General features: G+C 70.7%; 22 protein-coding genes. 9 read left to right on the plus strand and 13 right to left on the minus strand.

All coding sequences use genetic code 11. From position 1 onward, the window contains the following. Nucleotide 1: 1 nt before the first annotated feature. Nucleotides 2–661, minus strand: a complete 660-nt coding sequence (locus DL519_RS29565) for a hypothetical protein (protein WP_223839707.1) — start codon at nucleotides 659–661, stop codon at nucleotides 2–4. Nucleotides 662–859: 198 nt separating this feature from the next. Between DL519_RS29565 and DL519_RS29570 the strand changes: the two genes are divergently transcribed. Next, nucleotides 860–1,816 (plus strand): septum formation family protein, encoded by a 957-nt coding sequence (locus DL519_RS29570; RefSeq protein ID WP_223839709.1) that lies wholly within the window; start codon nucleotides 860–862, stop codon nucleotides 1,814–1,816. 28 nt (nucleotides 1,817–1,844) lie between these two features. Continuing rightward, on the plus strand, nucleotides 1,845–2,195 hold the full coding sequence (locus tag DL519_RS29575; protein WP_168586054.1) for a metallopeptidase family protein: 351 nt from the start codon (nucleotides 1,845–1,847) through the stop codon (nucleotides 2,193–2,195). A 43-nt stretch (nucleotides 2,196–2,238) separates the two neighbouring features. Here DL519_RS29575 and DL519_RS29580 read toward each other — a convergent pair whose 3' ends face one another. Both DL519_RS29580 and pheA read right to left on the minus strand, forming a co-directional pair. After that, nucleotides 2,239–2,892, minus strand: coding sequence for a histidine phosphatase family protein (locus DL519_RS29580; RefSeq protein ID WP_223839711.1), 654 nt, complete (start codon nucleotides 2,890–2,892; stop codon nucleotides 2,239–2,241). Further along, nucleotides 2,889–3,812, minus strand: a complete 924-nt coding sequence (gene pheA, locus DL519_RS29585; protein ID WP_190819634.1) for a prephenate dehydratase — start codon at nucleotides 3,810–3,812, stop codon at nucleotides 2,889–2,891. The genes DL519_RS29580 and pheA overlap by 4 nt, the downstream gene beginning before the upstream one ends. Nucleotides 3,813–4,019: 207 nt before the next feature. Between pheA and DL519_RS29590 the strand changes: the two genes are divergently transcribed. Then, nucleotides 4,020–4,628, plus strand: a complete 609-nt coding sequence (locus DL519_RS29590) for a macro domain-containing protein (RefSeq protein ID WP_223839712.1) — start codon at nucleotides 4,020–4,022, stop codon at nucleotides 4,626–4,628. 6 nt (nucleotides 4,629–4,634) lie between these two features. On the opposite strand, the gene DL519_RS29595 is transcribed toward DL519_RS29590, so the two are convergent. After that, nucleotides 4,635–5,375, minus strand: a complete 741-nt coding sequence (locus DL519_RS29595) for a DUF2017 family protein (RefSeq protein WP_397544987.1) — start codon at nucleotides 5,373–5,375, stop codon at nucleotides 4,635–4,637. A gap of 494 nt (nucleotides 5,376–5,869) precedes the next feature. Continuing rightward, nucleotides 5,870–6,241, minus strand: coding sequence for an Hsp20/alpha crystallin family protein (locus DL519_RS29600; protein ID WP_223839713.1), 372 nt, complete (start codon nucleotides 6,239–6,241; stop codon nucleotides 5,870–5,872). A 198-nt stretch (nucleotides 6,242–6,439) separates the two neighbouring features. On the opposite strand from DL519_RS29600, the gene DL519_RS29605 reads away from it, so the two are divergent. Both DL519_RS29605 and DL519_RS29610 read left to right on the plus strand, forming a co-directional pair. Continuing rightward, nucleotides 6,440–6,952, plus strand: coding sequence for a DoxX family protein (locus DL519_RS29605; protein WP_190819639.1), 513 nt, complete (start codon nucleotides 6,440–6,442; stop codon nucleotides 6,950–6,952). 60 nt (nucleotides 6,953–7,012) lie between these two features. Then, nucleotides 7,013–7,654, plus strand: a complete 642-nt coding sequence (locus DL519_RS29610; protein ID WP_190819641.1) for a response regulator — start codon at nucleotides 7,013–7,015, stop codon at nucleotides 7,652–7,654. Between the two features lie 310 nt (nucleotides 7,655–7,964). On the opposite strand, the gene DL519_RS29615 is transcribed toward DL519_RS29610, so the two are convergent. The 4 genes from DL519_RS29615 to DL519_RS29630 all read right to left on the minus strand — a co-directional run bounded on the left by DL519_RS29615 (nucleotide 7,965) and on the right by DL519_RS29630 (nucleotide 15,990). After that, entirely contained in the window at nucleotides 7,965–9,122 is a 1,158-nt protein-coding gene (locus DL519_RS29615) for a GAF domain-containing sensor histidine kinase (RefSeq protein WP_190819643.1), read from the minus strand. 398 nt (nucleotides 9,123–9,520) lie between these two features. Then, nucleotides 9,521–13,306, minus strand: coding sequence for a thiol reductant ABC exporter subunit CydD (gene cydD / locus DL519_RS29620; RefSeq protein WP_190819645.1), 3,786 nt, complete (start codon nucleotides 13,304–13,306; stop codon nucleotides 9,521–9,523). A gap of 152 nt (nucleotides 13,307–13,458) precedes the next feature. After that, the gene (cydB, locus tag DL519_RS29625) at nucleotides 13,459–14,472 is read right to left on the minus strand and encodes a cytochrome d ubiquinol oxidase subunit II (RefSeq protein ID WP_190819647.1); all 1,014 of its coding nucleotides are present in this window, start codon (nucleotides 14,470–14,472) and stop codon (nucleotides 13,459–13,461) included. Nucleotides 14,473–14,487: 15 nt separating this feature from the next. Continuing rightward, nucleotides 14,488–15,990: a cytochrome ubiquinol oxidase subunit I gene (locus tag DL519_RS29630; RefSeq protein WP_190819649.1), complete on the minus strand. Its 1,503-nt coding sequence runs from the start codon at nucleotides 15,988–15,990 to the stop codon at nucleotides 14,488–14,490. 213 nt (nucleotides 15,991–16,203) lie between these two features. Between DL519_RS29630 and DL519_RS29635 the strand changes: the two genes are divergently transcribed. Further along, nucleotides 16,204–16,452: a hypothetical protein gene (locus tag DL519_RS29635; RefSeq protein ID WP_190819651.1), complete on the plus strand. Its 249-nt coding sequence runs from the start codon at nucleotides 16,204–16,206 to the stop codon at nucleotides 16,450–16,452. On the opposite strand, the gene DL519_RS29640 is transcribed toward DL519_RS29635, so the two are convergent. The 4 genes from DL519_RS29640 to DL519_RS29655 all read right to left on the minus strand — a co-directional run bounded on the left by DL519_RS29640 (nucleotide 16,449) and on the right by DL519_RS29655 (nucleotide 19,812). Further along, a complete protein-coding gene (locus DL519_RS29640) occupies nucleotides 16,449–16,598 on the minus strand; it encodes a hypothetical protein (RefSeq protein ID WP_190819653.1) in 150 nt (49 codons plus the stop codon). The two genes, DL519_RS29635 and DL519_RS29640, sit on opposite strands and share 4 nt — an antisense overlap. A 448-nt stretch (nucleotides 16,599–17,046) precedes the next feature. Then, nucleotides 17,047–17,739 carry an IclR family transcriptional regulator gene (locus tag DL519_RS29645; RefSeq protein ID WP_190819654.1) on the minus strand — a complete coding sequence of 231 codons (693 nt, stop codon included), beginning with the start codon at nucleotides 17,737–17,739 and terminating at the stop codon, nucleotides 17,047–17,049. Between the two features lie 4 nt (nucleotides 17,740–17,743). Beyond that, nucleotides 17,744–18,949: a fumarylacetoacetate hydrolase family protein gene (locus DL519_RS29650; RefSeq protein WP_190819656.1), complete on the minus strand. Its 1,206-nt coding sequence runs from the start codon at nucleotides 18,947–18,949 to the stop codon at nucleotides 17,744–17,746. After that, nucleotides 18,946–19,812, minus strand: a complete 867-nt coding sequence (locus DL519_RS29655; RefSeq protein ID WP_317891399.1) for a hypothetical protein — start codon at nucleotides 19,810–19,812, stop codon at nucleotides 18,946–18,948. The genes DL519_RS29650 and DL519_RS29655 overlap by 4 nt, the downstream gene beginning before the upstream one ends. A gap of 318 nt (nucleotides 19,813–20,130) precedes the next feature. On the opposite strand from DL519_RS29655, the gene DL519_RS29660 reads away from it, so the two are divergent. The 3 genes from DL519_RS29660 to arcA all read left to right on the plus strand — a co-directional run bounded on the left by DL519_RS29660 (nucleotide 20,131) and on the right by arcA (nucleotide 23,285). Continuing rightward, nucleotides 20,131–20,910: a DUF2470 domain-containing protein gene (locus DL519_RS29660; RefSeq protein ID WP_190819658.1), complete on the plus strand. Its 780-nt coding sequence runs from the start codon at nucleotides 20,131–20,133 to the stop codon at nucleotides 20,908–20,910. 179 nt (nucleotides 20,911–21,089) lie between these two features. After that, nucleotides 21,090–21,899, plus strand: a complete 810-nt coding sequence (locus DL519_RS29665; RefSeq protein ID WP_397544988.1) for a CPBP family intramembrane glutamic endopeptidase — start codon at nucleotides 21,090–21,092, stop codon at nucleotides 21,897–21,899. A 183-nt stretch (nucleotides 21,900–22,082) separates the two neighbouring features. Beyond that, nucleotides 22,083–23,285, plus strand: a complete 1,203-nt coding sequence (gene arcA / locus DL519_RS29670; protein WP_190819660.1) for an arginine deiminase — start codon at nucleotides 22,083–22,085, stop codon at nucleotides 23,283–23,285. Nucleotides 23,286–23,494 lie beyond the last annotated feature (209 nt).

Here is a 23,494-nt window from a genome sequence, read left to right on the forward strand (position 1 = left end):
GTCAGCTCCCGCTACTGCCGCTCTTGCTGCTGATGCCGAACCCACCCCGCTGGATGGTCTTGCCGCTAGTGTCCTTGATCGTCGAACCGGACGGCTTGGTGAAGCTCGACCCGGAGGCCGGCGAGCCGATCGGCGGCGCCGACACGCCAGACGGCGTGTACGCGTAGCGGTAGGAGTTGTAGCCGCCGAAGCCCCCGGTAGGCAGGAAGATCGGCATGAAGAACATGCCGCCGCTCACGTAGCCGCCGTGCGAGTTCACGTAGTTCTCGTCGCAGTACTGGTCCTGGTCGCGGTTGCCGGGCTGGCCCGACTGGTCCGTGGCGCAGTACTCCTGGGTGGCGTTGGCCTCGTTGCTGACTTCCGACGCGGTGTACATCGCGGCCACCAGCGCCACGACGCCGACCGTCGCGCCGCCACCGATCATCAGGCGGCGCCGCTTCTTCGTCTTGGCCTCCGCGGCCTCCAGCCCGGCCCGGTGCTGGTCTTCGCGGCGCTTCTCGGCGGCGATGCGGGCGCGCTGCTCCGCCAGCGTCGGCTCGCGCGGAGTCGTGTGCTCGGCATCCTGGTACCGGATCCGGCCGCGCCCTGCCTCTTCCGACGGCTGGGGCGGCGGTTGCGCCGGGGTCCCCGCGTTCCCCTGCGGCTGCTCGTCGTCTGCCACTGGCTTGCCATCTTCCGTCATAGCCCCACTCCCGAACGCAACATTACCTACTGGGGCGACGTGCCCGGCAACGAATCGGTTCCGAACCTGCCAGAGGGCATCGCGCAATTCGGGACGCGTCGAGGCATCATGTGTTCGATGGCAGCGCGCAAATCCCCTCCCAGTCCACGCCGGAACAAGCCCAACACTCGGATCGTGATGATCTCGGCTGCCATCGGCGCCCTGCTGATCCTCGTGGTCAGCGCGGTGCTGAACTGGCCCACCGGCGGCGGTCCCGGGGTCGGCGGCCGCGGGGTCGGCGGCTCCGGCCAGATCGGTTCGGCCCCGGCGCCGGAGGCGGTGTTCGATGCCAAGGCGGGCGACTGCCTGAACTGGAACGACCCCGACGCCGGCGATATCAGGAACGTCACCTGTGCCGAACCCCACCTCTTCCAGGTCACCGGCAGCTCGGAGCTGCGCGGCGAGTTCGGCGACACCGCCCCGTTCCCGGACACCGAGCAGTGGCAGCAGATCAAGCAGCAGCGCTGCACCGACGTGTCGAAGGGCTTCCTGTCCAACCAGTTCGACCCGCACGGCCGGTTCAGCGTGGGCGCGTTCACCCCGAGCGAGGATGGCTGGGCCGACGGCGACCGGACGCTGCACTGCGGCATCCAGCAGCCCGGACCGTCCGGCAAGCTCTACCCGATCACCGGCAGCGCGGCCCAGATGGACCAGTCCAACGTCTACCCGGTCGGCCGCTGCCTGGGCATCAACGGCACGGCGGTGTGGGACCCGGTGGACTGCGCCCGGCCGCACTCGGTGGAGATCACCGGCCAGGTCGACCTCGGCGAGCAGTTCCCTGGTGGCTACCCGTCGGAGACGGACCAGGACGGCTTCCTCGCGACCAAGTGCGCGGAGCTGACCGACAACTTTGCGGGCGGCCCGACGGTCGCCAAGGACAAGGGCCTGGTCCCCTACTGGGACACGCTGGCGCCGGAGAGCTGGGACGCCGGTTCGCGGCAGGTCAACTGCAAGGTCAGCGCGCAGCTGCCGGACGGCAGCGGGCTCGCGCCGGTGACCGGCAGCGTCAAGGGCGAGGTGCAGGTCGGCAAGGAGCCGGCACCGAAGGACGCGGCCCCGAACGAGCCGGGCGTGCCCGCGACGGAGCCCCGCTGACGCCTGCCGAGTGCGGTAGAACGGGTTCATGCCGGTGGAGATGACCCGCGCCCGGTTCGAGGAACTCGTGGCCGACGCCCTCGATCTGCTGCCCGCGGAATTCGCGGCCGCGATGAACAACGTCGTGGTGCTGGTGGAGGACACCAACCCCGAGGACCCGTCGCTGCTGGGGCTGTACGAGGGCATCGCGCTGACCGAGCGGGACAGCACCTACAGCGGGGTGCTGCCGGACCGGATCACGATCTACCGCGAGCCGCTGCTGGACATGTGCGCGGACGAGGAAGAAGTGGTCGACGAAGTCGCGGTAACGGTGGTGCACGAAATCGCCCACCACTTCGGCATAGACGACGAAAAGCTCCACGCCCTGGGCTGGGGCTGAACCGGCAACGACACCGGAAACTGTGGTCAGGTGAGACTGCAGATCAGGGGGTGTCGAGGCCGTCCCAGGAGAGGCAGCGCCAGCCCGTGCGGACGTCGGGGTCGGCTTCGAGGACGATCACGCCCGTGTTCGGCAGATGCCTCGCGTTGGCGTGGGCTGCGTCGACGTTAGCGGCGATGGCGCACGCCACGAGCCGCAGCATCGCGCCGTGGCTGACCAGCGCCACCGCGCCGTCACCCGCGCCGTCGATGGCGCTGCGCGCACCGCCGACGAACCGGGTCAGCGCCTCGCGGCCGGTTTCCCCGTCGGGCATCGGGATGTCGATCCGCCCCTCATGCCAGCTCTCGTAGACGTCGTCGAAAACCCGCAGCGCCTCCGAGTCGCCGCGCCCCTCCAGCTCCCCGACGTAGATCTCGTGCGTTCCTTCGACGATCTCGACCGGCAGCCGGTGCCGCTGCGCCAACGGCTGCGCCGTCTGCTGCGCACGCAGGGCGCGGCTCGCGTGGATCGAGATGATCTTCTCCTCGGCCAGCCGCTCGGCCAACCGCGCCGCCTGCCGCTCGCCCAGCTCGGTCAGGCCGGGGCCGGGCGGCAAGGTGTCGAGTTCCTGCCGCACGTTGGCCGGGGTCTGCCCGTGGCGGGCCAGGATCAGGCGCAATCCGGTGGGCGCCTCCAGCTCGAACCCGAAATCGATCATGCCAACCGTCCCGCGCGAATGTCTTCGAGCCACTTCGCCGAAACCTCGAACGCCTGCTCCGAGGCGGATGGGCGCACGCTGGCCGGCGAGCGGTCCGCCTTCGGGTAGGACCCGAGGAACAGCACGGTGCTGCAGCGGCGGCGCAGCGCGGTCAACGCGTCGCCGATCCGCGCGTCCGCGACGTGCCCGTCGAAGTCGAGGAAGAACCGGTACTCGCCGAACCGCTCCCGCAACGGCCGGGATTCGATGCGGCTGAGATTGATGCCGCGCAGCGACAACTCGGCCAGAATCTCAGCCAGCGTGCCGACCTCGTCGCTGATCACCGCGCACACCGAGGTCCGGTCCGCGCCGGTCGGGTCCGGCAGCGCGCCGGGGCGGCGGACCAGCAGGAAGCGAGTGACCGCATCGCGCACGTCGGCGATGCCGCCGGCGAGCCGCACCAGCGACGGGTAGTGCTCGATGGCCACCGGCGCGGAAATCGCCGCGTTGAACTCCCCGGCCGCCACCGCGGCGGCCCCCGCGGCGGTGGAACTGGTCGCGCAGACGCTGGCGCCCGGCAGGTTCTCGGCCAACCAGCCGCGGACCTGGGCGAGGGCGTGCGGGTGGCTCGCCACGGTACTGATCTCAGACATCGCGATGCCGGGCCGACCCAGCAGGTCGAACTGCACCGGCAGCACGACTTCCTGCACCGCGACCAGCGGCTCGTCGGTGGTCAACGCGTCCAGCGTGGCGGCCACCGAGCCTTCGACGGAGTTTTCCACCGGTACCCCGGCGGCCAGCACCGCACCGGAGCGCACCGCTGTGAGCGCCAGCGGCACGGTCTCGTACGGCACGAGTTCGGCGTCGAAATCCCCGGTCAGCCGCCGGGTGGCCTGTTCGGTGAAGGTGCCCGGCGGGCCAAGGTACGCGATTTGTGGCACCCGCCCAGACTAAGAGGGGCCGTGTCCGCCGCGCGTAGCGGTGCCGACGGCGCAACCTCGGCGGCCGGAAGGCGGGCTGCCGTTCGTCCGGGCGCGCGGGCGCGGGGCGTCCATTCGACGGTGGGACGTTCCGAGCGGCGGGTCCGCGCTCCGACGAATCGGCGAATGTGTGACCTACCCAATGCCACCGCGTCACACATTCCTGCGATGCTGTGGGGCGTGACCGCAGATTCGGGGCGCTCAGCGGATGGAGCGGAGCCGGAGCTGCAGCTCGTCCTGTGCGCGTTGGACGAGCCGCTGGCCGCCGCTTGGCAAGAGATCGCCGACGGCCGAGCCGGCCTCGCCCTTCACCGGGGTTCGGTGCTCGACCTGCGGGTCGACGCGGTGGTGAGCCCGGCGAACTCCTACGGCTGGATGCGGGGCGGCATCGACGCGGTGTACGCGCGAGCCTTCCCCGAGGTGGAGGAGCAGGTCCGCAGCGCGGTGCTGGCGTACCACGGCGGCGAGCTGCCGGTCGGCGAAGCGCTGCTGGTGCCCACCGGAGCGCCGAACCCGATCTGGCTGATCAGCGCTCCCACGATGCGGGAACCCGGCGAGCAGCTCCCCGCCGACACGGTCCACCCCTACCTCGCGGCGCGAGCCGTGCTGCGGCTCTGGGCCAGCGGTGTCCTGGAGAACGGCACCCCGGTCCACCAAGTGGTCCGGACTGTCGCGATGCCCGGCCTGGGCACGGGCACCGGTGGGGCCGCCCCGGAACTGTGCGCACGCCAGGTCGCGGCGGCGTGGGACGAGATCTTCGCCCGCGTCGACCTCTGAGACCGGTCAGCCGAGCGCCCGAGGCGTGGTGTAGCCGGGCTCTGCCGCCAAGATCAGCTTTTCCTGGACGTGGGTCAGCCATGCGCCCGCGAGCCCGGGGTCGGCTGGCTTGAACCGGGCGTATTCGCGCGGCAACGACATCAGCTTCGCGAGGCCGAACGTGGTCAACCAGTCCGTCACGTCACCGCGGGGCAGGACGTGTTCGGTGCCGCCGACGCATCGGGCGTGGACCCGTCGGGCCGCAGCCGTGCCCTGCAGCGCGGCACGGTGTCGTTGCCGGAATGCGGCCGATTCGGCGCGCTCCCGGTAGGTGTCGGGAAACATCCTGCCCAGGAGGTCCGCCGACGCGGCGCGGCGGAGAACGCCCGCCCGGGCCGGCTCGGCAACGCCGGATCCCAGCAGGTGGATGAGCTGTTCGGCGTGATGCGCGAGCGTTTCGGCGACATTGCCCGACATCTGCACGACCACGCCATCGGAGGTCGACCTCGCTTCGAAGAAGTCCTCGTCGTCCACGGTGAGCACCGGCTCCGGATCCTCGCGGTGTTGTTCCACGCGGTTGCGGGCTTTCCGGATCGTCGTGCGCAGTCCGTGGCGTTGCAGACCAACGGCGAGCGCCTCCGCGGTCGCCTGATCGGCGAACTCGCGGACAGCGGCCGCACCGTGCTGGTGCGCATGGGCGGCGAGCTCACCCGCGTCAGCCAGCGACAACCCGCACAACCGGTGGAGCACGTGAACGACCACGAGCATCGAAGTCACATCGTCGTTGTGGATGTCGACTCGCCACGTTCGAGTTTTGGGCACGGCCGATTATGCCGAATTGCCCGGGTGGGGTCCGCACTCGGCGGGCCCCACGCCGTTCTGTCAGTTCTCCTCCGGGGCGCCGCTGCGGATTTCGATCTTGGCCGGGCCCGCGGCCGGCTTGTTGATGTCGCGCACGCACACGCGAAGCACGCCCTCGGTCGTAGTCGGCCTCGACCTGGTCGGCACCAACCGTTCACGAAACGTGTCAAAACGTTCCGTGAGCAGATGACTTGCGCCACCTGCGTTGACCATCAGGAAGACTGGTGGCCTTCACGCTTCCTCGACCACTGCCAGCACGAACGCTGGTCTGACACGGTCTCCACGTGCGTTTGGCCTTGCGGCCGGTTCCCACGCAACTCGCGGTACCTGACGTGTTTCACCTGCCGCCGCAGGAAAACCGCTGACCGGGCTTGGCTTTCGCTCGGTCAGCACACGCTCTGTCACACATTGACACAGGCTCCGGAACTGTCAGTAACCTCTTCGGGCAGGTCGAACTCGCGGCGGAAGGAGCCCCTGCGGACCTCCCGCAGCACGGCGTTGTCCACCTCGCGGGTCTCGTCGCTGTTGCGCTGACCGCTGATGACCAGCCGGCCGTCCGCGACCTCGACGTTGACGTCCTCGGCGATGTCCACTCCGGGCAGATCCAGCTTGATCACCACGTCCGCACCGTCGCGCTCGACGTCGGCGGCGGGCACGAAACCGGCCCCGTTCGGGGCGGCGAAGAACCGGCGGCCGAAGAAGTCGAGGTCGCGGTCGAACTGCCGGACCAGGCTGTTGAACGGGTCCCACGTGGACCGGCGAACCAGCGTCATCGTGCAATCCCTCCCGGGTTCTCAGCCCGAGCCCTGCGCTCCAGGCCATTTACCCCTTCCAACGGACTTGGAACCATTCTTGTTTCCACTGGACGGATGAAAGTTGAGCCTGTCTGGCGCAAGTTCAGGTGATCAAGCGGGCCGAGGCCGAAATGAGTACCGTCGGGCACACCGGCCGACCACCGAGGAGGTCCCCAGATGCTCATTCGCCGTTTGGCCCGGCCGATGCTCGCCGCGACCTACATCTACGGCGGGATCGGGGCGTTGCGCGATGCGCCGACCCACGCCAAGGCGGCCGCCCCGCTGCTGGAGAAGACCACGGCGCCGCTCAAGGACTCGCTGCCGGAACGGTTCCCGACCGATCCGGAAACGCTGGTGCGCATCGACGGCGTGGTGAAGATCGGGGCCGGAGCCCTGCTGGCGCTCGGCAAATTCCCGCGGCTGGCCGCACTGCTGCTCGCCGGCAGCACCGTGCCGACCACGCTGGCGGCGCACGCGTTCTGGGAGATCGACAATCCACAGGAGCGGGCCAACCAGCAGATTCACTTCCTCAAGAACATCGGGCTGCTCGGCGGCTTGCTGATCACCGCGGTCGACACGGGCGGCAAGCCGTCCGTCGGCTACCGGGCCAAGCGCCGCGCGCGCAAGGTCGCCAAGCACACCCACCACAGCGTCGGCGCGGTCAAGGGCGCGGCGAAGGTCCGGAAGTAACCCGGTCGTCAGGCGACCCTCAGCGCATCCGCCGCCGAGCACGTACGTAGCGTGGTGCTGGTGCCAGTGAGGGTGCTGCTAGTCGATGATCATGAGGTGGTCCGGCGCGGGCTCCGCGACCTGCTGGACACCGAGGAAGACGTGGTGATCGTCGCGGAGGCCGGCGGCGTCGGCGAAGCGTTGGTGCGCGCGCAGGCGACCGAACCCGACGTCGCGGTCATCGACATGCGGCTGCCCGACGGCGACGGGCTGGAGCTGTGCCGCAGGTTGCGCGAGCTGCCCCAGCCGCCGTACTGCCTGGTGCTCACGGCCTTCGACGACGAGCAGGCGCTGGTCGGCGCGATCAACGCCGGTGCGTCCGGCTATCTGCTGAAGCAGGTGCGCGGGCAGGACCTGGTCAACGCGGTGCGCGAGGTCGCGGCCGGGAATTCGCTGCTAGATCCGATCACTACCGGCCGGGTCCTGGCGAGGTTGCGCCAGTCCACCAGTCCCGAGCCGGACGAGCTCGCCGCCCTGACCGAGCGGGAGCGCAAGGTGCTGGAGCTGATCGGCGAGGGGCTGACGAACCGGCAGATCGCCGAGCGGCTGTTCCTGGCGGAGAAGACGGTCAAGAACTACGTGACCTCGGTGCTGGCCAAGCTCGGCATGGAGCGCCGCACCCAAGCCGCCGCCTGGGTCGCCCGCCGCCAAAGCCAGAGCTGAGCAAGACGGTTTCCAGACTCGTCCTGCGTGGCGGTGCGGGAAGCGGAACCTCAGAAGCCGCCTGAACTCCAGGATCCCCGACTCATGAGCCAATTCACCACGCCGGGGACTGGCCTCGCCAGACGACGCTGAGAACCCGCGACGGGTGCCGGTTGCGTGTGTGGGCCAAGCGGCTGCGCCGTTGCAAAGACAAGAGCCCACCCTACCCACGCCCCTGGACGACCACTTCCAGAACAGCTTCCGCGGCGCCGAAAAGTACTCACGGGTGGGCGGCGGACGGAGCTGGTCGGGTTTCAGATCTGACGTTGGTTCAGGCGCTGCTGGAGAGCGGGACTTCCCAGGTGACCGTGGTGCCGCTATCCGGGGAGGACGTGATCACGCAGCGGCCGCCCGCCGCGACCGCGCGCTCTTCGAGGTTGCGGAGGCCACGTTTGCTCACGTCGCGCGGAATTCCGCAGCCGTCGTCCACGACCTGCAGCAGCAGCCCCGAATCCAAGCGCCGCACCCGCACCAGCACGGTCTGCGCCCCGGCGTGCCGGACCACGTTGGACAGCGCTTCGCGGAGCGCGGCGCGGGCGTGGTCGGCCACCGGCACCGGCACGTCGCTGAAGTCCCCGTCGATCTCCAGCCGCGGCGGGCGCCCCATCAGCTCCCCGGCGATCTGCACCTCGGAGCGCATCGAGTCGTCGAGCAACGGCGCGTGCGCGGGGATTTCCGGGTCCGCGGAGCGAAGCGTGCGGGCGGTGGCCCGGACCTCGGCGATCGCCTGGTCGATCTGCTCCATCGTCTCGGACAGCCGGGCCGCGTCGGCGATGTCGAGCCGGCCCGACAGCCGCCGCTCCAGGACCTCCAGCTGCACGCCGGTGGCGTAGAGCCGCTGCACGATCACGTCGTGCAGGTCGCGCGCGATGCGCTCCCGCTCCTGATAGACCGCGATGCGCTGGCGCGCCGTGGAGCCCTCCGCGAGCACCAGCGCGAGACCGGCTTGAGCCGCGAACGAGGTCAGCACGTCCACGGCGACCCTGGTGAAAGTGCTGGCACCGCGCCGCCGGTAGACGGCCAGCGCGCCGAGCCGCCGCTCGCGGGTACCAAAGGGCGCGACGGCGAACGGGCCGTAAACCCGCAGCGAGGCCGGCACGTACGGGGCCGTCAGCGGATCGTCGATCAGGTCGTCGACGACGACCGGCACGCCGCTGCGGGCGACCCGCGCCGCCGCCGAACGCGACGACAGGACGGTGCCGACCGGGTCGGCGAGCGGGCCGATCGCGGTGGGCGCGCCGTAGGCGGCTTCGACGGTCAGGCGGCCGTCGTCGGCGCGCACCGTGACGACGCCTAAGTCGGCCTCCGCCAGTTCGGCGGCGCGGCGGACGACCAGCGGGAGGACGGCGTCCGGATCCTCCGCGGACAGCGCAGCCCGGGTGATCTCGGTGGACGCTGCCAGCATGCGCCTGGCGAGGGTGGAATCCATGACATGCACGAGGCTATAGCTCCCGCGGGCGCGAAGTCGGCTCCGAACGACGCAGCTCACAGCGCATCCCGCTACCTCCGGCTAGCAGCCCCCATGCCGATCGCGGCGATTTCGCGCGAAATCGCCGCACCTCGCGGTCCCGGCGGCCCGGTCCGCGCGACCGATCACGGCGCTGATTTCTGCAAGGCCGATCGGGCGAAGGACTCTGCCCGCGACGGCATGGCTCGTCGTGCCTTGGCCGCGCGCCATGGCGCCCTGCGATCCGGCGCATCGCGTGCTTTGGGCTGCCGCATCCCAGCCCCTGCCTTGCCCAGGGTTGGCGGGCCTGCGTTTTCGCTGCTCCAACGGTGCGCCTCGGGGCTGCCGGTCGAGGAGCGGCGACGGCACGCGGACGGCGTTCACGAGAGCGCTTCCTCGCGTTGGTTGTTGCGGACGACCGTGATTTCGCCGCCCTCGACTCGCAGGACGATGTCGGCGTGCTCGGTCTCCGACCAGCGGTGCGTCACGTGGACGACCGTGCGTCCCCGCAGCTCGCTGCGGAGGCGGACGAGCAGCTCCTCCGCCGTCGGCACGTCCAGGTGCGCGGTCGGCTCGTCGAGCAGCATCAGGTCCGCACCCGCGAACAGCAGGGCTCGTGCCAGTGCGAGGCGCTGCGCCTCGCCGCCGGACAGGGCCGCTCCGCCGCTGCCGACCAGCTCGTCCAACCGCTCGTCCCAGCCCGGCAGTCCCGCCAGCCGGAGCGCCTCGCCGAGCTCCTGGTCGCTCGCGCGCGGCGCGGCGAGCCGCAGGTTCTCCCGGATGGTCGTCGAGACCAACTGGGGCTCCTGCGGGCACCACGCCACCCGGTGCGGCACCCGCGCCTCGCCGCGCTCGGCACCCAGGAACCCCAGCAGCAGCGCCAAGAACGTCGACTTCCCGCCGCCCGAGGGCCCGACAACCGCGACGTGCGCCCCATCCGGCACGCGCAGATCCACGCCCCGCAAAGCCAACTCCGCTGACCCAGGCCACCGGACGTCGGCACCGGCCAGCTCGACGCCACCGGAACTCGGTTCGGCCTCACCGCGCTGATAGGTATCGCGGGAATCTCCACGCACACCAACGAATTCGGCACCGCTGGCCGGAGCCCCGCGAAGCTCCCCGCCACCGGCGGTCGTCGCTTCGCTCCTCGACTCACCGCTATGGCCAACAGTCGAGGGCCCCGCGTCACCGCTGCGCTGCGCCGCTCCGCACCCCGCCGCACCACGACTGGCAGACCGGGCCCCTGCATCGCCGCTCCCCGAAGCCACCTCGCCTGCCGCCCCACCAGCACGACTCGCAGACCGAAGCTCCGCCTCACCGCCCCCCAAAGCCACCTCGCCTGCCGCCCCACCAGCACGACTCGCAGACCGAAGCTCCGCCTCACCGCCCCGCCGAGCCGCTTCCGCCGCACGGCCACGACTCGCCTGCGGCTCGCCAGACCCTGCCGCGAGCAGTGGCGCCAAGCGCGCTTGCGCTGCGCGCAGCGACTGCCACTGCTGCGCCGCCGGCGGCAGCAACGCGACGGCTTCCGCCGCCGCTAGCGGCACCAGGCCCAGCAGTGGCGCGAGCTCCGGCGCCAGGCGACCTTCGGCCACCGCCTCCGCACCAAACCAGGCTCCGCCGAGCACCGCGATGCCGACCAGCAGCGTATTCACCGCCGTCGCGGCACCCGCGCCGAACGCCGCGCGGCGGGCGCGGGCAGCCAGCCGCTCGTCGGCGGCAGCGAGTTCCGCTCGACGCTCGGTGTGCGCGCCGAAGGCGAGCAGCTCCGCCGAGCCGTCGAGCAGCGCGAGTACGCGAGCCGCGACACGGCGCCGCCCTTCGGCCACGGCAGTGGTCGCGCGGCGCTCCGCCCCGAGCGCAGCGAGCGGGCTCGCCACGAAGGCGACGAGCAGTGCAGCTGCGAGCACCAAGCCCGCTTCGGGCAGCACCAGTGTTTGGAGCACCACCGCAGCGACCACGACGACCGTCGCGACCAGCGGCGGGAGGATCACGCGGGGCTCCAGGTCCCGGACGGTGTCGACATCGTCGACGAGCCGTGCGACACCCTCGCCGCGGCGCAACCCGGCGGTGCGCACCGGCCCGAGTCGCACGAGGGCCTCCCACAGCTGCCGCCGGAGGCGGCCGGAGAGCCGGAAGGCGGCGTCATGCGTGACGAGCCGCTCCGCGTAGCGGAGCACCGCGCGCGACAGCGCGAAGGTGCGCACGCCCACGACGGCGACCGAGAGCGTGAGGATCGGCGGCTGCTGCGAAGCGCGGGCGATCAGCCAGGCCGAGGTCGCGGTCAGCGCGAGGCCGGAGAGCAGAGATAGCGCTCCGAGGCCGACGCCGAGGAGCGTTCGCGGCGTGATCAGGTCGCGGATGCGGCCGGTCGCCGCCGGCAGGTCGGGCGGAGCGGCCGGGACGGCCGGGGTGGCTACTTCCGGTTCGGTCGCGACCGCCTCCGGGCGGTGGCTCGCGAGCACGACGGTCGCGCCCGCGTCGGCGGCGCGTCGGATAGCCGCGTTGACCTGGTGCGCAGTCGCCGCGTCCAGGTGCGCAGTCGGTTCGTCGAGCAGCAGGATCGTCGCTTCGCCGTGCAGCCTCAGCAGGGCTCGGGCCACCGCGACCCGCTGACGCTCCCCTGTGGACAGTTCGTCGATGCGGCGGTCGCGGAGGTGGGCGGCGGCCGCTTCGGACAGCGCTTCGCCGACGTGGGCCGTCAGGTCGGGTTGGTCGGCCGTGGCGATCGCGAGTTCGTCGGCGACGGTGCCGCCGGTGAAGGTTGGGCGCTGCGGCACCCATGCGATGCGGCGTCGCCGCTCGGCCGCGTCGAGCTCGGCGATGTCCACGCCGCCCCAGGTGATCGCGCCTTCCCTCGGGGCGGCGAAGCCGAGCAGCACGGCCATCGTCGTCGACTTCCCGCTGCCGCTCGGCCCGATCCCGTCGAAGCCCTCCAACCGCACGATCTCGCCGGGCCGCGCGACGAAGCTCAACCCGTCCGGCGCGAACCCGTCCCGCCGCCGCACCCGCAGCCCGGTCACGCGCAACGCGCTGTCGGCGCGAACGGACCGCTCACGCCGATGAACGAGGTCAACAGGCCGTTCGCCCGAACCCAACCCCTCCGAAGCGAACGGCCCCCTCGCCCCACCTACCGAAGCGAACGGACCGTTTGCGTCGTCTACCGATGCGAACGGGCCGTTCGCTTCATCACCCTCACCTCGCCGCGAAGCGGTGCGACCGCTCACGATCTCGTCGACCCTGCGGACGGCTTCGACGCCGTCCTCGCTTGCGTGGTGGGCGGCTCCGGCCGCGCGCAGCGGCAGGTAGCACTCCGGCGCTAGGACCAGCACCAGCAGCCCCGTCGCCAGGTCGAGGTCGCCGGAGACCAGCCGCAGGCCGATGCCGACCGCCACCATCGCCACCGACAGCGACGAGAGCAGCTCGAGGACCAGCGCGGACAGGAAGGCGATGCGCAGGGTCGCGATCGTGGTGCGGCGGTGCGTGTCGCTGACCCGGCGGACCACCTCGCCTTGCGACCGCGCCCGCCCGAACGCCGTCAGCACAGGTAGCGCCCGGATGAGCTCCAGCAGCTGGCCGGACAGGCGCTGCACCGCGTCGGCGGCCCGCGAGGTGCGCTGCTCGGTGTACTTTCCGACGAGCCACGCGAACAGCGGGATCAACGGCACGGTGATCACGACGACCAGCGCGGAAACCCAGTCGGAGAACAGGATCCAGGCCCCCGCCAGCGGCGGCACCACCGCGGCGGTCACCAGGGCGGGCAGGTATTTGGTGAAGTACGCGTCGAGCGAGTCGAGGCCCTTCGTGGCGAGCGCGGTCAGCTCGGCCGGGCCGCGCTGCTGGATCCACTCCGGCCCCCGGCGCAACGCCGAGTCCAGCAGCAGGCCGCGCAGCTCCTCCTTCGCGCCCGCCGCCGCCCGGGCGGACACGGTTTCGGTCGCCCAGCCCAGCACGGCCCGCGCCGCCACCGCTGCGGCCAGCACGACCAGGTAGTGACCGATCGCGTCCGGCGCCGCGCCCCGGGTCACCACCGCCGCGAGCGCGCTGCCCAGCGCCCAGGCCTGCACGATCAGCGCGACGGCGTTGCCGACCGAAAGCAGCCCGGCCACGACAAGCGCACGCCGGGCCGCCCCGGACAACCGGGGCAGTGCTCCCAGCGGACCCATCACGAACTCCCTGTCATGTGCTGCTTCCCAGCTCATCCCGCGCGGCTTGCGGCGACTCCGGCTCGCCTTCGGCACCGCAGGTAAATGCCCGTGAGCGCTTTGGGGCGCTATAGCAACCCAAAGTACTCACGGTCCCTGACCTGCGGAAATCGTCATGCGCTGGGGACGTGTGCCGGTGGGATGTGCTGGGTGCCGATGCGCTTGCGGAACACCCAGTACGTCCAGCCCTGGTAGATCAGCACCGCCGGGGCGCCGAAGGCCGCCACCCACGTCATCACGGTAAGCGTGTACGGGCTGGACGCGGTTTCCGCGATTGACAACGACCACGCCGGGTCCAAAGTGGACGGGATCACGTTCGGCCACAGCGCGCCGAACAGGGTCACCACCACGCCGACCAGCGCCACGCCCTGTAGCGCGAACGCCTGGCCGTCCCGCCACCGGTACAGCCTGGCGAGCCCGGCCAACGCCGCGACCAACGCGATCACCAGCGGCACCCAGGTCCAGGTCTCGCCCTCCAGGAGCTGCGCGGTGAACACCAGCGCGATCACCGGCAGCAGCAGCGGCACCCCGGCCCGCAGCGCGAACCGCCGCGCCCGCTCCCGGATCTCGCCCTCCGTCTTGAGCGCCAGGAAAACCGCACCGTGCAGCAGGGAGAACCCGCACACCGCTAGCGCGCCGATCACGTTCGGCAGCGTGAAGATCGTCCACCAGCCGCCGACCCGGTCCCCGTGCTCGTTCAGGGGCAGGCCGAAGACGCTCGCGGACAGCACCAGCCCGACGATCATCGGCGAGATCCACGAGGCGAGCACGATCACCGCGTCCCAGGTGCGCCGCCAGCGCGCGGTGTCCACCTTGCCGCGGTACTCGAACGCCACGCCACGCCCGATCAGCGCGACCAGCAGCACCAGGAACGGCAGGTAAGCCGTGCTGAACAGGGACGCGTACCAGCCGGGGAAGGCGGCGAACGTCGCGCCGCCCGCCACGATCAACCAGACCTCGTTGCCGTCCCAGACCGGGCCGATCGTGTTGATCAGCACCCGCCGCTCTTCGTTGCGGCGGCCCAGCACCGGCAGCAGCATGCCGACGCCGAAGTCGAAGCCCTCCAGGAACAGGTAGCCCAGCCAGAACAGGACGATCACGCAGAACCAGAAGGTGGGCAGATCCATCGCAGGTGCAGCCTCTCAGTACGCGAAGGACAGGGCTTCGCCAGACTTCTCCTCGCCCTCTGGCGGCTTCGGCGGCATCACCCCGTCGAAGCCGCCGCGGACATAGCGGACAATCAGGAAGATCTCCACGATCGCGAGCGCCCCGTACAGCGCGGTCAGCACGAGCACCGAGGTCAGCATTTCGCCGGGGTGCACGCCCGCGGACACGGCCGATGCGGTGTACATCCACACGCCGTCGACGCCGGACGGATCGGGGTTGGGCACGACAACGAACGGCTGGCGGCCCATCTCGGTGAACACCCAACCGGCGACGTTGCCGAGGAACGGCAGCGCGATGCTCAGCACCGCCAGCGGCGCCCACCACTTGCCCGGCGGGAACTTCCGCTTGCGGGTCAGCCAAAGCACGGCCAGCGCGCCGAACGCCGCCAGCCCGCCAAAGCCGATCATGAACCGGAATCCCCAGTAGGTCACCGGCAGGTTCGGCACGTAGTCGATGGGCTGCCCGGCGAACGAGCCCAGCCGCGGGTCGTCCGGGTAGTGCGTGCCGTACTTGGCCTGGTACTCCGGGATCAGCGCCTGCACGCCCTTGACCTCACTGTGGAAGTCGCCTTCCGCCAGGTAGGACAGGATGTAGGGCACGGTGATGCTCTTGACGTTCTCGCAGTCGGGGCGGGTGACGTCGCCGATCGCGAAGATCGAAAAGCTCGCGGGCGCCTCGCTGTGGCACAGCGCCTCGGCGGAGGCCATCTTCATCGGCTGCTGCTGGAACATCAGCTTGCCCTGGACGTCCCCGGAGATCGCGAGCCCGGCGAACGCGACCACCGCGACCCACGCGCCCAGCCGCATCGAACCGTGCCAGGCGCGGCGGTCCTCGTCGTCGGCGTCGGACTTGCGGTGGTGCCGGGCGATCTGCCAGGCGGCGATGCCGATCAGGAACGAGCCGGCGACCGCGAAGCAGCCGAACACGGTGTGCGGGAACGCCGCGAGCACGGTGTTGTTGCCCAGCACCGCCCAGATCGAGGTCAGCCGGGGCCGGCCGTCGACGAGCTCGATGCCGACCGGGTGCTGCATCCAGGAGTTGGCGGCCAGGATGAAGTAGGCGGACAGCACTGTTGCCAGCGAGAATGCCCAGGCGCAGGCCAGGTGCACGCCCTTGGAGAGCCGGTCCCAGCCGAAGATCCACAGGCCGAGGAAGGTCGACTCGACGAAGAACGCGAGCAGCCCCTCCATGGCCAGCGGCGCGCCGAAGACGTCGCCGACGAAGCGGGAGTAGGAGCTCCAGGCCATGCCGAACTGGAACTCCTGCACGATGCCGGTGACCACGCCCATGGCGAAGTTGATCAGCAGCAGCTTGCCCCAGAACTTGGTCATCTTCAGATAGCGCTGCTTGCCGGTGCGGTACCACGCGGTCTGCATCCCGGCGACCAGGATCGCCAGCCCGATGGTCAGCGGGACCATCAGGAAGTGGTAGACCGTCGTGATCCCGAACTGCCAGCGCGCGATGTCGAGCAGATCCACGGCTCCACCCTGCCGCCCCGAGCTGAGAAATCGCAGAGGCAAGGGCCCTATCTCGCCCGGTCGAGGGTCCTAACCCGGACGGGACCTTAGTCCTGGTCACGCTGGGCAATCACATTCACCGTATCGTTTACATGTATCAAGCGATCTGGTGATGCGGAAGACTTCAGCGCGAAAAACCGGATCGGGAGTACCGGCTCCGGTTCCTGGCGCGCGATGCCCGGCCGACGACCACTGGACATCCGAAGCAGCGCCCACCTGCCCGCAAGTGCGAAGCCGGCCCACCGCTCACGCCCCGACCGGCACGGCAGCTCAGACGACCAGCGCGTTGCCGGCGGCGACTGCGGCCGTGCCGTCCTCGGCCTGCTCGCGGTAGGTGATCAGGTCCGGGCCGTTCATGTCGTACGCCTCGCCCGCGTGCGCATCCTCCAGCAGCGCGGCGGCCGCGACCTCGACGATGTTTAGTTCGTGCGGCGCACCCCGGCCCGCTTCGCCGCGTCGACCACCTCGCGCGCGGTTTGCGGCACCGGGAACAGGAACAGCCGGTCGGCGCCCTCGAAGGCGGCCGCCAAGGTGTCGGGGACGCCGAGATCGCCCCGGACGGCCTGCACCCCGCCGGGAACTCGACGCGGGGGCTTCGGGTCAGCGCGCGCACCGGCTCCCCGGCGGCTGCCACCTGGCGCAGCACGTTGCGGCCGGCGTTCCCGGTCCGCCGGTGATCAGGATGGTCATGACGTCCTCTCGACGATTGCCTGCGGATGTCGAGCGCGCGAAGACAATTCATCTTTACCCGGGCGATCTCACCGGAGCAAACGTGAACACACTGTTCGCATTCGCTTCTGACCTGCGAAAAAGAGACGTGGACGTGATCATCTAAAACCGGTGGATCTGATTCCGGAAAACCCGCTGAGCAGCCCCGATCGACCGGCGAAAAACGGTCGCGGAAAAAATTCACCCACCGGCCAGGATCCCCGCGTCACCCATCGGACCGGATCCCTGCGCCGCCCATCGCCGAAATGCGCTCAGAACCCCGAGAACCCGGGTTCCGCGGCGCGGGTATCAGCGGAGCGCTTCGGCGACCGCCTCCGCCGCCTCCAGCACCAGCGGGCCGACCTCGTCGGGCGCCAACGGCTGCAGGGCCACCACGCCCACGCTGGCGCGCAACCCCGGCACTCCGCGCACCGGCGAAGCGACTCCGAACGCCCCCGGCTGCAGGTCGCCGCTGCTGGTGATCCAGCGTGGCCCGTCGGGCGGCAGGTCCACGGCGCGACCGGCCGCCCCGCGCTGCACCGGATGCCGACTGCCCACCCGGTACGACACGTGGTAGCTGGTCCACGACGGCTCGGCGACCGCGACGACCTGCGCCTCGCTGCCGTCGGCCACGGTCAGGTGCACCGTCGCGCCGACCTTCTCCGCCAACGCCCGCAAGGCGGGCAGCGACGCGGCGCGCAACTGCGGCAGCACGCGCCCGGCCAGCCACAGCACACCGAGCCCGAGCCGCACCTTCGAGCCCTCGCGGCGCACCAGGCCGCGGCTCTGCAACGGCCCGAGCAGCCGGTACACCGCCGCGCGGCTGACCCCGACGGTCGCCGCCAAGTCGCTGATGGTGGGCGCTTCGCTTTCCGCGTCCGCCACGGCCTGCAGCAGGCTGAGCCCGCGGTCCAGGGTCAGCGAGCTCTCCTTGGTGCCCGGCTGGACGTCGCGGTGCAGGCCCACCGGGGCGTGGATCGGCTCGGGGCTGGGTTGGGCCATCGCGTCACCTCCGAGCCGCGGCCAGCACCGTGCCGGTAACCTCGCCAAGCCCGATCACCGAACCGTCGGGTCCCGGCGCACTGCCACTCAGTGTCACCCGGTCCCCGTCCTGGAGGAAGGTCCGCTGCTCACCGTCTTGCAATGTGATCGGTTCCGCCCCGCCCCAGGTCAGCTCAAGCAGGCAGCCCCGTTGGTCGCGCTCCGGGCCGGACACGGTTCCGGAGGCGAACAGATCACCGGGCCGCACCGGCGCACCGTTCGCGGTCAGGTGCGCGAGCTGCTGCGCGGGCGACCAGGCCATGTGCTCGAATCGCGGCTGGGACAGCAGCGTCTCGTTGCAGCGCACCTCCAGCCGCAGGTCCAGCCCCCACGGCTCGGCCTCGACGAGGTAGGGCTGCAACACGTGCTCCGGTGCCGGAGTCGGCACGCGGGCGTGCTCGAATGCTTCCAGCGGGGTGATCCACCCGGCGACCGACGTGGCGAACGACTTGGCCAGGAACGGCCCCAGCGGCTTGGACTCCCAGGCCTGGATGTCCCGCGCCGACCAGTCGTTGACCAACGCCACGCCGAACACGTGCTCCGCGAAGTCCGAAGTGGACACCTGGGCGGCCGGTTCGCCGCCGCAGACGAACCCAACCTCCGCTTCGAAGTCCAGCCGCCGGGTCGGGCCGAACGCGGGCTGCAGGTCACCGGCGGCCCTGCGCTGCCCGCGCGGGCGGTGGATGTCGGTGCCGGAGACGTATACGGTGCCCGCCCGGCCGTGGTAGGCGATCGGCAGGTGCGCCCAGTTCTCGGGCAGCGGCGCGGCGGCGCTGCGGAAGATGCGGCCGACGTTCTCGGCGTGGTGCCGCGACGAGAAGAAGTCGACGTAGTCGGCGACCGCGAACGGCAGCACCAGGGTGTGCCAGTCGGTGCGCACCAGCCCCGCACCGGCCGGCGCCCGGTCGGCCGTGACGAGCTCGGTGAGCCGCTCCCGCAGCTCGTGCCAGCGGTCGCGGCCCGCCGCCAGCAGCGGGTCGAGCGAGGAGCCGGAGACAAGCTCGGCGAGTCGAGGACCGAGCGCCCCGGCAATGCCGCGCAGCGGCAGCGCATGCCGCCCGACCCGCACCGCGATGACCCGTCCCCCGCCGGTCACCAGCACCCCGTAGGGCAGCGTCTGCGGGCCGAACGGCTTGTCCGGGGCGAACTCGGGGTCCTCGATCCAGGTCAAAGCAGCCCCAATCCTTCGAGTTCGGCGACCGGGTCCTGCAACGAGCACGAGCCGTAGGACGCGAAGACGTCGCGCACCGCGTTGGCCGCGTCGTCGGACAGGGCGCTCGCCTCCTCCGCCAGCGCGGGACCGTCGGTGCTGGCCAGCGCCGCCCGCACCTCCTTGCCGGATAGCGAGCGTGCGGTCGCGACGAGGATGTTGAGGAAGCCGTGGTGGGTGAAGCCGGTTTCCGGATCGGTGCCGCGCACCGCGGTGTGCAGCCCGGTGGTGGCCTTGAAGGGCACGTCGAGGGTGCCGGCGACCGCGATGAAGTCGTTGACCACGTCGATGGACGGCACCGATTCGGCGGTCTGCCCGCCGCAGCGCAGCTTGGGCCAACAACCGTGCTCGGCGACCCGCCGGATGCCGCCCAGCCAGCCGTCACCGCCGCGACGCGGCTCGACGACCCGGATGATGTCCTCGGGCACGAACTCCGAGACCCGCTCCAGCCAGATGTCGTCGACGTCCGACGGCGCGGGCATCTCGACCATCCGCAGCGCCAGCAGCTCCTGTCGCCCCTCGATGATCGACAGGGCCTTGGGCACGTCGCCCAGCCCGGTGTCGCACACCAGCGAAAGCGGCACCGGCGAAGCTGGCTTCGCCTTCGCCAGCTCGGTGATCAACTCGGCCAGTCGGGACGCCTTGCACAGCATCGGCCCCAGCAGGCCCGCGTACTCGCCGCCGCGCGCGTCCAGGTGGTCTGCCACCGCCTGCTGCACACCGGCGGTTCCCGGCGGGAACAGCGCGGCGTCGTCAACCAGTCGGGCGAACAGGGGCGGGATGCCGCGCGGACCGGGCGCGCGAAGCTCAACAGCGCTTGACACGGCTGACACGCTAATGCCGTACCGGCGAGTGAACAAAGGTGCCCGATAAACGGACGTCTGGCGGGGTCATGTAGGCCTCCCTCGCCTGGTTTGGACATCATCATCCTCCGGCCGCCAATTTCGCTCGCACCGCCCCTTCGCGCACTACTCCCGGTTGGCTCCCCACGGCGACGTTCCAGCTGGTACCAAGAGGGGTGTGCGGATCAGCTCGCGGGCGACGGATCCGGCCCAGAGCGTCCCGGGCCGCACATCGCCCGGGACGACGATTTCCCCACACCGGTCAATTACGTTAGCCTTGCCTAAGTTTGGAGGTGAGCAGTGAGCGAAACGACCATCCGTCGGCCTGCGACGCCGAGCGCCGCGGAACGGGCCAAGAGCATCGCCAAGCGCGGCGGCCGCGCGGCGCTCCTGCCGGCCGGCGAGGCCTCGGCGCGCATCGCGCCGTTGCTGCACCACGTGCACTTCGACGGAGCCGCAACCGTTCTGCTGGCCGACGAACACCCGCTGATCGCAACTGCCGGGCAGGCCCCGCGCGCAGAACTCGCCGCCGTCCTCGAACTCACCGATCCGACGCCGGTCCGGCTGCGCGAGCCGGTGCGCGGACTGCTGTGGCTGACCGGCTGGGTGCGCCTGCTCGACGGCGCGGAGGCCCGCGACGAGGTCCTCTCGGTCGCCGCGGAACGACCAGACCCGCGGCTGCTGGACGCCGGGCACGGCGCCAGCGTGCTGCGCCTGGAGCCCGCGTCGCTCGTGCTGGCGGACTCCGAGGGCACCAGCTCGGTGGACCCGGCGGGATTCCAGGCAGCCGCGCCTGATCCGTTCTGCCTGCAGGAAGACGCGTGGCTGCGGCACCTGGAGCTCTCGCACCGCGACGTCGTCGGACTGCTGGCCCGGCACCTGCCGGAGCAGTTGCACGGCGGGCACATCCGCCCGCTGGGCCTCGACAAGTACGGCCTGCGGCTGCGGGTGGAGTCCGCGGACGGCGATCACGACGTGCGGCTGGCGTTCTCCCGCCCGGTCAGCACGACCGAACACCTCGGCGCCGAACTCCGCCGCCTCGTCGGCTGCCCCTTCCTCGCCCAACAACGCCAGGGCTGAAGGCCGGGTGGTCTGAAGCGAACGGCCTGTTCACCTCAATAGACGGCACAAACGGTCCGTTCGCTTCAGACCCCTCGCTGGTTCAGTCGTCCGAGCAGTGTTCGGAGCGGGCCTTCCCGGTTTTGCCAGACCTCGAACGGCCGCCCGCGCACATCACCGATCCGGGTACGGTTCGTCGCGTGAGCACCTTGCGCGCATGGCTGACCCCGACCCGGCCCGGCGAGCCCGCGGTGATCGCGGACCGAGCGGAGCGCAAGGCCATCATCATCGAGCTGGTCGTGGTCTTCGCGGTGACGCTCGGGCTCTCCGGCCTGCAAAGCCTGCTCTCCTTGCTGGACGCCCTGATGCGCCCGGAGCCGCTGGCCGACCAGCACGCCGCCATCAACGTCCCGCGGGCCGAGCTCGGACTGATCGACATGCTGGCGCAGCTGGCGAACGTGCTGCGACTGTGCGCCTGGGGCGGCTTGGGGGCGTTCCTGCTGTGGCGCGGCGGGATGGCGCTGTGGCGGGTCGGCCTGGACCGGTCGCGGCCCAGCCGGGACATCGCCGGTGGGCTCGGGCTCGCGGCCCTGATCGGCATCCCCGGACTGGGCCTGTACCTCATCGCGCACGCCCTCGGCCTCAGCCTGACCGTGCAACCCTCCACCTTGGACGCGGCGTGGTGGCGGGCGCCGGTGCTGACGCTGGCCGCGTTCGGCAACTCCTTCGCCGAAGAGGTCCTGGTGGTGGCCTACCTGCTGACCCGGCTGCGGCAGCTGGGCTGGTCGGAGAACCGGGCGCTGTGGCTGTCGGCGGTGCTGCGTGGCAGCTACCACCTGTACCAGGGCTTCGGCGGGTTCGTCGGAAACGTCGTGATGGGCCTGGTCTACGGGCGCGCCTGGCAGCGCACGAACCGCCTGTGGCCGCTGATCGTCGGCCACGCGCTGATCGACGTGGTGGCCTTCGTCGGCTACGCGGCCCTGCGCGGCCGGGTCGGCTGGCTCCCCTGAAACGACTGCTTCCAGACTCGTCCTGTGTGGCGGTGCAGGTAGCGGAACTCAGACGCCTCTAAGCCGAACCAGTCTGCCATCGAGTGCAACGATTCGACTGCCAACCGCCCAATTTGTTTAATGATTGATCGAAATCAGCGCCAATGAAGGGACTTTCGATTCGTCGCGATTAGGCTGCAACTCGTGACCGAACCACACGTCCAGAGCGAGGTCGGCCCGTTGCACGCGGTGCTGCTGCACCGGCCGGGCACGGAACTGAAGCGGCTCACGCCGCGCAACAGCGACCAACTCCTGTTCGACGCGATCCCCTGGGTCGATCGCGCGCAGGAGGAGCACGACGCGTTCGCCGAGGTGCTCCGCAACCGGGGCGTCGAGGTGCTGCTGCTGCGCGACCTGCTCGCCGAGGCGCTGCACGACCCGCGCGCTCGGGCTGCGGCCGTGCTCGCGGGCGTGGACGAGCTCAAGCTGGGCGCTGACATCGCCGATATGCTGCGCTCACATCTGTCCAGTGTGGACAACGGCGCACTGGCCGAGGTCTTGATCGCGGGCATGACGTTCGAGGAACTGCCCGCCGCGGAGGGCCAGTCCCTGGTCCGCCGGATGCACCACCCGCACGACTTCGCCGTCGACCCGCTGCCGAACCTGCTGTTCACCCGCGATTCGTCGGTGTGGGTCCGCGACCGGGTCGCGATCGCGGCCCTCGCGATGCCCGCGCGCCGCCGCGAATCCGCGCTCACCGACCTGATCTACGCCTACCACCCGAGGTTCTCGCACTCCGCCCGCGCCTACGGCGCGCACTCGGCGCCCGTCGAGGGCGGCGACGTCCTGCTGCTCGCGCCGGGCGTGGTGGCCGTCGGGGTCGGCGAGCGCACCACCCCTGCCGGCGCGGAGTCGCTGGCCCGCTCGATGTTCGCCGACGATCTGGCGCACACCGTGCTGGCCGTGCCGATCGCGCAGGCCCGGGCCTCGATGCACCTGGACACGGTGTGCACGATGGTCGACCGCGACGCGGTGGTGATGTACCCGGCGATCCAGCACTCGCTGGAGGCCTTCACCCTGCGTCCGCTGGACGGCGAGTTGAAGGTGTCCGGCCCGACGCCGTTCCTGACCGCCGCGGCGGAAGCGATGGAAATCGACCACCTGCGGGTGATCGACACCGGCCTGGACCCGGTGACTGCGGAGCGCGAGCAGTGGGAGGACGGAAACAACACGCTCGCGGTGGCACCGGGCGTCGTGGTGGCCTACGAGCGCAACGCGGAGACCAACGCCCGGTTGGAGGAAGCCGGCATCGAGGTGCTGCGGATCAGCGGCTCCGAACTCGGCTCCGGTCGAGGCGGCCCCCGCTGCATGTCCTGCCCCATCACCCGCGCCCCATTGCGCCCCTGAAATCACATTTCGCGGGCGCCGAATCTCCCCGATCACTTGACCGGGGACGAGCAAAAGGACTCCTTTGACCGACCAATCCGGCTGACCAATCCGGCTGAAGGAGCCCTTCACCCGAAACTAATCACTCTAATCGGTGAGGAGCTTCGAAACTTCGCCACTTTCGGTAGCCAAGGCGTCGCCACCAGCGCAAACAACATAGGTTTGGCTTG

The sequence above is a fragment of the Saccharopolyspora pogona genome, assembly GCF_014697215.1.
GTDB lineage: Bacteria > Actinomycetota > Actinomycetes > Mycobacteriales > Pseudonocardiaceae > Saccharopolyspora > Saccharopolyspora hattusasensis.

Bases quoted from the DNA above. Each gene is read 5' to 3' on its own strand.
- DL519_RS29570 (WP_223839709.1), top strand. From the start codon at position 860: ATGATCTCGGCTGCCATCGGCGCCCTGCTGATCCTCGTGGTCAGCGCG.
- DL519_RS29575 (WP_168586054.1), top strand. From the start codon at position 1,845: ATGCCGGTGGAGATGACCCGCGCCCGGTTCGAGGAACTCGTGGCCGAC.
- DL519_RS29580 (WP_223839711.1), bottom strand. From the start codon at position 2,892: ATGATCGATTTCGGGTTCGAGCTGGAGGCGCCCACCGGATTGCGCCTG.
- DL519_RS29590 (WP_223839712.1), top strand. From the start codon at position 4,020: ATGCTGTGGGGCGTGACCGCAGATTCGGGGCGCTCAGCGGATGGAGCG.
- DL519_RS29595 (WP_397544987.1), bottom strand. From the start codon at position 5,375: ATGCTCGTGGTCGTTCACGTGCTCCACCGGTTGTGCGGGTTGTCGCTG.
- DL519_RS29600 (WP_223839713.1), bottom strand. From the start codon at position 6,241: ATGACGCTGGTTCGCCGGTCCACGTGGGACCCGTTCAACAGCCTGGTC.
- DL519_RS29605 (WP_190819639.1), top strand. From the start codon at position 6,440: ATGCTCATTCGCCGTTTGGCCCGGCCGATGCTCGCCGCGACCTACATC.
- DL519_RS29615 (WP_190819643.1), bottom strand. From the start codon at position 9,122: ATGGATTCCACCCTCGCCAGGCGCATGCTGGCAGCGTCCACCGAGATC.
- cydD (WP_190819645.1), bottom strand. From the start codon at position 13,306: ATGGGTCCGCTGGGAGCACTGCCCCGGTTGTCCGGGGCGGCCCGGCGT.
- cydB (WP_190819647.1), bottom strand. From the start codon at position 14,472: ATGGATCTGCCCACCTTCTGGTTCTGCGTGATCGTCCTGTTCTGGCTG.
- DL519_RS29635 (WP_190819651.1), top strand. From the start codon at position 16,204: ATGCCCGGCCGACGACCACTGGACATCCGAAGCAGCGCCCACCTGCCC.
- DL519_RS29645 (WP_190819654.1), bottom strand. From the start codon at position 17,739: ATGGCCCAACCCAGCCCCGAGCCGATCCACGCCCCGGTGGGCCTGCAC.